The organism is Rheinheimera sp., assembly GCF_020217005.1.
Lineage (GTDB): Bacteria > Pseudomonadota > Gammaproteobacteria > Enterobacterales > Alteromonadaceae > Pararheinheimera.
On sequence record NZ_JAIWOI010000077.1, the window covers coordinates 1 to 10,000 of the forward strand.

The 10,000-nt window shown below is 46.2% G+C and carries 8 protein-coding genes; 5 read left to right on the forward strand and 3 right to left on the reverse strand.

Going from position 1 to position 10,000, the window contains the following annotated elements; genetic code table 11:
• From ppk1 to LDL40_RS03820, 4 genes are all read left to right on the forward strand, one after another.
• Positions 1-1,583, forward strand: a 1,583-nt coding sequence (gene ppk1, locus LDL40_RS03805) for a polyphosphate kinase 1 (protein ID WP_300993787.1), incomplete at its 5' end; no start/stop codon positions are given.
• On the forward strand, positions 1,580-3,160 hold the full coding sequence (ppx, locus tag LDL40_RS03810; RefSeq protein ID WP_300993789.1) for an exopolyphosphatase: 1,581 nt from the start codon (positions 1,580-1,582) through the stop codon (positions 3,158-3,160). The genes ppk1 and ppx, both read left to right, overlap by 4 nt.
• Before the next feature lie 38 nt (positions 3,161-3,198).
• On the forward strand, positions 3,199-4,296 hold the full coding sequence (locus LDL40_RS03815) for an AI-2E family transporter (protein WP_300993790.1): 1,098 nt from the start codon (positions 3,199-3,201) through the stop codon (positions 4,294-4,296).
• 90 nt (positions 4,297-4,386) lie between these two features.
• Positions 4,387-5,697, forward strand: a complete 1,311-nt coding sequence (locus LDL40_RS03820) for an amidohydrolase (protein WP_300993792.1) — start codon at positions 4,387-4,389, stop codon at positions 5,695-5,697.
• Here LDL40_RS03820 and LDL40_RS03825 read toward each other — a convergent pair.
• A complete protein-coding gene (locus LDL40_RS03825; RefSeq protein ID WP_300993793.1) occupies positions 5,666-6,625 on the reverse strand; it encodes a putative sulfate exporter family transporter in 960 nt (319 codons plus the stop codon). The two genes, LDL40_RS03820 and LDL40_RS03825, sit on opposite strands and share 32 nt — an antisense overlap.
• A 96-nt stretch (positions 6,626-6,721) precedes the next feature.
• Here LDL40_RS03825 and LDL40_RS03830 point away from each other — a divergent pair, with 96 nt between their 5' ends.
• Complete coding sequence (locus LDL40_RS03830) at positions 6,722-7,594, forward strand: LysR family transcriptional regulator (RefSeq protein ID WP_300993794.1); 873 nt, start codon at positions 6,722-6,724, stop codon at positions 7,592-7,594.
• On the opposite strand, the gene phoR is transcribed toward LDL40_RS03830, so the two are convergent.
• Both phoR and phoB read right to left on the reverse strand, forming a co-directional pair.
• Complete coding sequence (phoR, locus tag LDL40_RS03835; protein WP_300993796.1) at positions 7,581-8,900, reverse strand: phosphate regulon sensor histidine kinase PhoR; 1,320 nt, start codon at positions 8,898-8,900, stop codon at positions 7,581-7,583. The two genes, LDL40_RS03830 and phoR, sit on opposite strands and share 14 nt — an antisense overlap.
• 170 nt (positions 8,901-9,070) lie before the next feature.
• Entirely contained in the window at positions 9,071-9,757 is a 687-nt protein-coding gene (gene phoB, locus LDL40_RS03840; protein WP_008900420.1) for a phosphate regulon transcriptional regulator PhoB, read from the reverse strand.
• Positions 9,758-10,000: the final 243 nt, after the last annotated feature.

Consider the following 10,000-nt stretch of genomic DNA (forward strand, 5'->3'; position numbering starts at 1 on the left):
CTATAGTTCAGGTGCCTACCGGTGTCATGTCACGTTTTGTTGAGCTGCCGCTGCATTTAAATAAAAGCAAAAAGAAAGGCCGCTACCGCCGGCAGATTATTTTGCTCGACGACATCATAGTGCACTGTTTAAAAGACTTGTTTAATGGTTTCTTTGAATTTTGTGAAATTCAGGCCTTTTCCCTGAAGCTAACCAGGGACGCCGAATACAATATCAGTGATACGCTGGACCAGTCACTCATTGACAAAATGTCCAAAGGCATTAAGCAGCGCTTAAAATCTGAGCCTGTGCGTATGGTTTATGATGCTCATATGCCAGAACACATGCTGAAGATGCTGAAAAAATTACTCGGCTACAGCTCTTATGATTCTCTAATTCCAGGCGGTAAGTACCGTAATTTCAAAGACTTTATCGGATTTCCAAATATTGGTCACCCATCGTTGGAATTCCCTGCTATGCCGGTATTAAAAAGCCCTGAATTTGAACGTCACACTACAAGCTTTGAAGCGATCCGCACTTCAGACATTTTGTTGTATTACCCCTATCACAGCTTTGGTTATTTCACTGAGTGGGTACGTCAGGCCTCCTTTGATCCTAAAGTCACCAGCATAAAAATGACCATGTACAGGGTGGCGAAAAATTCCAGAGTCATACATTCCCTGTTGGATGCAGTGCGTAACGGCAAGCAGGTCACAGTAGTAGTGGAATTAAAAGCCCGTTTTGATGAAGAAAACAACATCAACTGGGCACGACGGATGACCGAGGCCGGAATTGAAGTAATCTTTGGCCTGCAGACGTTAAAAATCCACTCCAAACTCTGTTTAATCACCCGCCAGGAAAAGGGTAAAACTCAGAAGTTTGCCCATATTGGCACTGGTAATTTTAATGAAAAAACAGCCCGCATTTATACCGATATGAGCCTGTTTACCTGTCACAGCGAAATTTGTGACGAGGTGGATCAGGTCTTTGAATTTATTCAGTACAGCTATAAACCTTTCAAATTTAACCACCTGATTGTCTCTCCAACCTGGAGCAGACCAAAACTAAGCGCCTTGATTGAAAGAGAAACCAGTTTTGCCACCTCTGGCCGAAAAGCTGAAATCACTCTGAAAATCAATAACCTGGTTGACAATCAGATTGTCGATCTGCTGTACAAAGCCAGTATGGCCGGGGTGAAAATCCGTATTATGGTCAGGGGCATGTGCTCGCTGATCCCTGGCATTAAAGGCTTAAGTGACAACATTCATGTCACCAGCGTGTTAGACAGATTCCTTGAGCATGCCAGGGTGTATGTATTCAATAATGGCGGCGAAACAGATTTATACATCTCGTCAGCCGACTGGATGACCCGAAACCTGGATCAAAGGGTTGAGGTAGGTGTGCCTATTTATGACGCCGCCATTAAACAACAGATCCTGACCACGCTGGATATTCAGTGGCATGATAATGTGAAGGCACGGATTATTGATAAAGATCAAAGTAACCACTATGTAAAAAGAGGCAATAAGCGTAGCATTCGCTCCCAACAGGAAATCTATGACTATTTTGCTCAGTTACAGCAATCCACTCAGGCCGGAACATGACCCATTGGACCAGCGCAGACTCCAGCGCAGATACCCATAACGCCACTTACATGGCTGCTGTTGATTTAGGTTCCAACAGCTTTCATATGGTCATAGCCCGTGTAGTTGACGGCGCTTTGCAGTTATTGCACCGTGAAAAACAAAAAGTACAGTTGGCCGAAGGTTTGACTGAAGATCTACTGCTGACTGAAGATGCGATGCAGCGTGGTCTGGCCGTACTGGCCCAGTTTGCAGATACATTAAAACCTGTGCCCAATGAATCGGTGAGGGTGATCGCCACTTATACCTTAAGAAGGGCAAAAAATAGCGCGATGTTTTTGCGTCGCGCCCAAGCTATCTTTCCCTTCCCTATCGAAGTGATTTCCGGACAGGAAGAAGCACGTTTTATTTATCAGGGCGTAGCTCACTTTGAACATTATCAGGGCAGACGCCTGGTGATGGATATTGGCGGCGGCAGTACAGAATTCGCCATAGGCGAAGGCTTTCAGCCGCTGAAACTGGCCAGTCGTAATATGGGTTGTGTCAGTTATGCTCAACTGCATTTTCCTAATGGCCGCATCAGTAACAAGAAGTTTGAACGAGCCATCTTGCAGGCGGAGCAAGAACTGGAACCTATAGTCTCAGCCTACAGAGAAACTGGTTGGCAGCAGGCTGTCGGCACTTCAGGCACTATTAAAACCATCCGGGATATTATTGTTGGCTTGGGCTGGCATCCGGCTTGTATTGAACCTGAGCATCTGCAGCAACTCAAAGATTTATTAATAGCGCAGGAAAACAGTCAGCAGCTGGATTTACCAGGTTTAGCAGACGACCGTAAACTGCTGATCTGTTCTGGATTAGCTATTCTGATTGCTGCATTTAATATGCTTGGCATTGCACAAATGTATTATGTCGATGCGGCCTTACGTGAAGGTGTGCTCTATGAAATGAGTGATCGCCTGCATCATCATGATATTCGCGAGCACACCATCCAGAGCCTGATCAAAAGATACAGCATCGACATAGCTCAGGCAGACAGGGTACGCAGTACAGCGCTGGAACTTTTTGCTCAGCTACGCACCAGTTGGCAACTGACGGATGAAATGGCCGATCTGCTCAGCTGGGCCGCCACAGTGTATGAGATAGGTTTACATATCAACTCATCCAGCGTACAACGCCATTCGTCTTATATCTTAAAAAATGCCAATTTGCCTGGTTTTAATCAGGAACAACAACAACTGTTAGCTACACTGGTGCGTTCACACAGGCGTAAGATCAAGATAGAAGATTTATCGCAGTTTTACTTGTACAGTTCGAGTACAGTCGTGTCTTTACTGGTATTACTGCGGATGGCGGTTTTATTAAATCAAAAGCGCCGTGATGATTTTTTGCCACCACTAAAAGTTGTTGGTAAAAATCAACACCTGAGTCTGCAGTTGCCAAAAGAATGGCTGGAACAACAACCTTTGCTGGTTGCTGACCTGCAGCAGGAGCAATTACATCTGAAAAAGATTGCCTTTGTCCTCGATTGCCCCTATTTAACAGAGTGCAGTTTGCAAAGCCCGGGGTTTGAACCATCAAATCCGGATGAGGAGTAATATTTTTAAGCCACGACCGGCAAAAGGAAAAATCACAGATGCCTCAGATTTTCAGTAACGACGCCATCAGCAGAGCCTTATTGTTGGTGATCCTCTGTGCCGGTGTGTTCTTTTTTATTGGATTTTTGGTGCCAGTACTGGCTGCCCTGATTATTTGTTTTGCCAGTTGGCCTTTGTATCGGCATTTGTTGAACTATTGCCGCAACAATTCCACTTTAGCCGCCAGTGTTGCCATTGTAGCTATGGTGTTGGGGCTGGTGATCCCTCTGGCTCTGGTGTTTAGTTATGCCATGGAAGAAATCCGGGCCTGGATAGAGTGGCTGAAATATGCCAACGAACATGGTGCTGCGGTGCCGGAATGGTTAAATGCCCTGCCCGCTATCGGAGACACTTTGGCAGGCTATTGGCAAACCTATTTAGGCGAACCTCATCAGTTGGGCCAGGTCGTCAGTTTAGTCAGCGGCGAGCAAATAGGTGGTATCTCTAAATGGGTGCTGAATTTTGGCTGGACCACAGCTGGTTTTATGCTGACGTTGCTGTTTATGCTGATCACTTTATTTTTCCTGTATAAAGATGGTGAACGTCTGGCCTGGCAGTTGGATACTGTAGGTGAACGCATTCTGCCTGATCGTTGGAACCGGTTCTCCCGTGTGGTTCCTGCTACCGTCAGCTCTACAGTGATAGGTATGACCATCATCGCGATAGGCGAGGGTGTGGTATTAGGAGTGGCGTATTGGATAGCTGGCGTGCCCTCCCCTGTAGCTTTTGGTGTATTGACTGGTTTTATGGCATTGATCCCCGGTGGTGCCCCTCTGTCTTTTAGTTTGATTTCCATTTATTTAATAGGTACTGGCGATTTGACCGCTGGTGTTGGTCTGTTTTTATGGGGCAGCATTGAGCTTTTTATTGTGGATAAAACCATCAGACCGAATCTGGTAGGAGGCCCAGTCAAACTGCCATTTTTACCAACCTTTTTTGGCCTGATCGGTGGCGTTAAAACTATGGGCATGGTGGGTTTGTTTGTCGGGCCTGTGCTGATGGCCCTGCTGGTCGCTATTTGGCGGGAATGGCTAAGGGAACCCAAAGAAAACAACGATATAGCGCAAAGATTGCAGAGTAAAACTGAACCCGAATAAAGCGCAGCCTGTCTGACAATACCAACAAGCAGCTTTGCTTTTGCACTGAGACTCAGTATGGTAATAAACCAATACCAGAAGGATCCTGCCATGCACAGAACATTAGCTTCATTACTTCTAGCCGGCACTTTTTCAACTCAGGCCGCCATAGATTTAAAACCTCAAACAGAATCTGCCATTCAAGCTATCCAGCCACAAATGCTGCAATGGCGCCGTCATTTTCATCAATATCCCGAACTATCCAACCGCGAAGTCAATACGGCAAAAATAGTGGCAGAGCATTTAAAATCGCTCGGGCTGGAAGTGCAAACTGGTTTAGCTCATCACGGCGTTTTGGGTGTACTAAAAGGTGCAAAACCAGGCCCGACTGTGGCGCTTCGGGCTGATATGGACGCCTTACCCGTGACTGAGCAGGTCGACTTACCTTTTGCCTCCAAAGTACGCAGTACCTTTAACGGTCAGGATGTAGGTGTGATGCACGCTTGTGGTCATGACGCCCACACTGCGATGTTGATGGCCACAGCCTCAGTGCTGACACAGCTGAAATCACAACTGGCCGGTACGGTTTTATTTGTATTTCAGCCCGCCGAAGAAGGCCCGCCAGCAGGGGAAGAAGGTGGCGCTAAGCTAATGCTTAAAGAAGGTGTATTTGCCCAATACAAACCTGATGCCATTTTTGGTTTGCATGTATGGCCTGGCCCTGCTGGTCAGTTGCAGGTAAAAAGTGAAGGCATCATGGCTGCAGCCGACAGCTTTAATATCACGGTCAAAGGCCAGCAAGTGCATGGTTCCAGTCCATGGCGTGGTGTTGACCCTATAGCAGTGACAGGTCAACTCATTACCGCTTTACATCAAATACCGGCACGGCAACTCGATGTGACGCAAGCGCCTGCTGTGTTATCTGTAGGTCAGGTGCATGGTGGTGTACGTTGGAACATTATTCCGGATGAAGTAAAACTTGAAGGCACAATACGGACTTTTGATCCTCAAATGCGTGAGCAGCTATTACAAAAAATGCAGCACACTTCAGAGCATATAGCGGCCGCCAGTGGTGCCACTGCAGAATTTCATAACCATGGTTTTGCAGCTGTCACCTGGAATGACGCTAAGCTGACCGAATGGGCTATGCCAAGCCTAAGATGGGCAGCAGGCAAAGCTGGTGTGGCACCAATCAAGCCTATCACCGCCTCTGAAGACTTTTCCTTTTTCCAACAACAAGTGCCTGGCGTATTTTTCTTTTTGGGCATAGCTGCAGAAAATACCCCGGTTGAAAAAACCGCACCTAACCATTCGCCTTTTTTTCAGGTGAACGAGCAGGCACTGGAAAATGGCGTAAGGGCTTTTACTGGTCTGGCGCTGGATTATTTAGCTAACCCGGCAGAAACAGATAAGAAAAGCTAAAAAGTAAAAACATCACCAGAGCGGCAAAGCCAACTACTTTGCCGCTGCACTGAGTTAAATCCTGCCAACAGGTGAGGAGGCCCGTCACTAACATCGCAAAAATCAGACAGCTTTGTGACATCAACAGCGCCGCCTGACTGAACCAGACTGGCACTACAAAGAAGATATTAACCAGTAATACCGCACTAAAACCCAATACAAACCACGGAAAAACAAAAGCTGAGTTGTTTTTGCTATTCAGACTCAGCACCACTAAAAAAGGCACAAGTAAACAGACCCTGAATAGTTTAGCTATCACAGCTTGGGATGCGGCATCCCCCAACTGACTGCCAGCCGCTACAGCTTGTGATACTTCAGGTGCAGTGCTACCAATCAGCCAGGCCAGTTGGTTTTCTGGCAAAAATCCTGTGTGCATCAGCAAGGCATAACTTGCTAACGCCAGCAAGCCCATCAGCAACACCATAGCCAGACTTTGAGTTAACGTTGCTTCGTCACTTTTTCGCACTGACCAGGTGGCAAAAATCGCCGAAGTGCCGCAAAAACTTAAACCACAGCTGACTAGCAGTACCAGCTCTTTCGGTAGCTTAAATATTTTTATGCCAAGCCATAAAGCCGCAGCGAGCACCAGCGCCACCAGAGTCAACAACTGCAATAAAGCCAGCGGACTGGTTTGTGTTACCAGTTCAGGATCAACACTAAAAGCAAATAGCACTATGCCAAGACGCAGCGCTTTTTGCTGCAATAGCGCCAGTTTATCCAGTTGTGGCGCCAGCAGCTGCCGTGGCTGAATTGCCCACAAAGGCAATACTAATGCCGCAGACAACCCCAGTAGCAAGGCAACAAACACTGGACTAACCCATTGGTGTAACTCTGGGAGCAGCAGATAGCAGAGTTGTAACAGCAGACTAAGCAGAACCAATACCAACATAATGATGTCATCTTTGTGGTCAAAAACAACGCTATTGTAATTAGCTATTCAAATAAGAATAATGGATTTATCTTATTATTCAGATTAAATAATCAAATGAATTACCCTAGTCCACGCCACTGGTTGTTATTAGATGCCATTTGCCGTCAGCACAGCCTGACCAAAGCAGCAGACCGTTTAGCCTTAAGTCAGTCCGCTGCCAGCCAGGCATTAAAGGAGCTGGAACAACGTTTGGGTCAGCCATTGTTTTTACGCCAGGGTCGGCAATTAATCCCAACCCAACATACGCTGGACCTGTTACCTAAACTACAGTTGTTTCTCGACTTGCAACAAGAGCTGGTCAGCTCACAACCTGATAAAGGCGAACTTAGACTGGTGGCAAGCGAAACGGTAGGTTGTTATTTGCTACCAGCCTTATTGGCTCAATTTACTGCACTTTATCCTGCGATAAATTTCAAACTACGACTGTGCAATAGCAGCGAAGTACTGCAACTGATGCACCAGCAACAGGCTCAATTGGGTTTTGTTGAAGGCCCGGTATTGAGTACTGAATTTGATATCCATCAGTGGAGGCAGGATTTAACAGTGTTATTTGGCAAGCCACAGCTGCATCAGAATTTATCTACAGCTCAATTATTGGAACAGCGCTGGATAGTGAGGGAACAAGGTTCAGGTACCCGGGCTGTACTGGAGCATGAACTGGCACGACTGCAGTGGTCACCAGACAATCTGCTCGAACTGGAGCGGCCTGAAGCTATTAAACAAGCGGTAAAGCAAGGATTGGGGATTGGCTGTTTGCCTTTGCTGGCGGTGCAGGATGAAATTAACAGCGGACAGTTAATTCTGCTGCAAAGCCCGTTGCAGTTACAGCGACATTTCAGATTGGTCCGGCATAAAAACTATCAACCGCCCCTGCTGCAAAAATTTTTACACTTTCTGCAGCAGGATAGTACAGCTAACGAACTTTGATAGCTTTACGTTTGGATAACACCTCAGCAGGCAAGCTAAAAGAAAAGCTGCTGCCTTTTTTCGGTTCGCTAAAAATCATCAGTTTGCTGTTATGACGTTGCAATACATGTTTGACTATAGCTAACCCCAGACCAGTGCCGCCGGTCGCACGGGCCCTGGCTTGATCCACACGATAAAAACGTTCAGTCAGACGTTTCACATGCTGAGGCGCTATCCCTTCGCCATTATCCGTGACACTAAATACAGCTTTCTGATGCTGCCGGACCCAGCTGACCTGAATGTCACCGCCATTTGGAGTGTATTTAATGGCATTGGTGATCAGATTGGAAAAGGCACTACGTAGTTCCTCACGAATACCGGACACCACCAGATCAGGCTCAACTGTAAAACTGATCTGATGATGTTTATCCCGATTTAAAGTTTGCGATTCCTGCTCCAGCATCGCCAGCATGGCTGGCACATCAATTTGATCTTCAAACTGCACTTTGGCTGCAGCTTCAATCCGAGACAGTGTTAGCAGTTGTTGCACCAGTGCATCCATGCGTTTGGTTTGTTCCAGCATCACAGTATGAGCTTTTAACCAAATGCCTGCGTTTGGCAGATTGTCTGCATCCATCACTTCCAGATAACCTTGCAGCACAGTTAATGGCGTGCGTAGTTCATGCGAGACATTGGCGACAAAGTCTTTGCGCACCTGCTCCAGCAGTTTTAACTGCGTCACATCCCGCACTATCAGTAAATGTTGATCATCTCCGTACTGCAACATACGGTATTCAAGCACCAAATCTTCGTTCACAGGAGAGGATAATTCCAGCGGCTGATCAAATTGTCTGTGCTGAATATAAGTCTGAAACTCAGGGTTACGGATCAAATTATCAATACGTTGACGTTCATCCTGTGGCCAACGTAACCCAACCAACTGCTGAGCCAATTTATTACACCAGATAATAGTCCAGTCACTGTTCAAAACCACTATGGCATCAGGTAAGGCTTCAGCACCATCGCGAAAACGCCGGATCAGCGCACGTAACTCTTTATTTTTTTTACGTGCTTTGCGTAGGCGATAATAAATGCCATCGAAGACTTGTTGCCAACTACCATCACCGGCCGGAGGTGTCAGTTTTTTATCGCGCCACAACCATTTATCTAATATAAAAATATGCCGGTAATTCCAGCTAAGCAGCACTAAAGAGGTAACAAATAAAGCGGGAAATAGCAGGTCAAGCAACCAGCCAATCAATGCAACGACAAAAAACAAAAGGAAGATTTTGCTGAAAATCTTCCTCTTCGACAATAACAAACGCATAGCACCTACTTATTACCCATAGTTTCTGAAGCCGAAGCTTTGTTGGCTGGCCACTCCAGCACTGCCACATAGCGCAGCTATGTCGAGCAGGACTATTTAGGTTGCCTTCGCTGTGCAGCACCGGGTTTTCATTTTACTTAGGGTAAATCACCAAAGTAATTGGGGATAAGTTATTTTGCTGAAAATCTGTAACCTGAACCACGTACAGTTTGCACTAAACGGTCATGCCCAGCCAGCGAAATAGCTTTACGTAAACGGCGGATATGCACATCCACAGTTCTGTCTTCAACGTACACATTAGTACCCCAGACATGATCCAACAGCTGCTCGCGACTATAAACCCGCTCTGGATGCGTCATAAAAAAATGCAACAAACGGAATTCTGTTGGGCCCATGTCTACGGCCTGCTCTGCAGCTGTTACCCGATGTGACACAGGATCAAGCTTTAATCCCTGCACTTCAATCACATCATCCAAACTGGTAGGAGCCACGCGACGGATCACAGCTTTAATGCGAGCCATCAACTCTTTTGGTGAAAAAGGTTTAGTCACATAGTCATCTGCGCCTACTTCAAGGCCACGGACTTTGTCTTCCTCTTCGCCACGAGCAGTGATCATAATAATAGGGATAGTGCGGGTCAGCTCATGACCTTTCATTTTTTTGGCGAACTGAATGCCACTACCGCCTGGCAACATCCAGTCCAGCAGCACCAAATCAGGATAAGGTTCAACCAGCATGTTCACAGCAGAGTCAAAATCTTCCGCTGTACTGGCTTGATAGCCATTTTGTTCAAGCACAAAACATAACATGTCACGGATCGGTGCTTCGTCTTCTACGACCAGGATTTTTCTAGACATAACCCTCTACCAATTCAAGCTAATTTATTGATTGTGACCAGTATGGCGTTAATTTATGACAGTTTTATGAAAGCGAAACAAGCATTATGCGCTGTTCGGCCCGACCATCTGTTTCAGCTTTAACATTGATAAAGCCTTGTCCCGCTGTTCCTGAGCCGAAATAAAAAAATCCCCATCTGATTACATTTTTTTAATAAAACAAAACGTCTTTTATATGACAGTTTCGTGAAGATTTTTTGACCA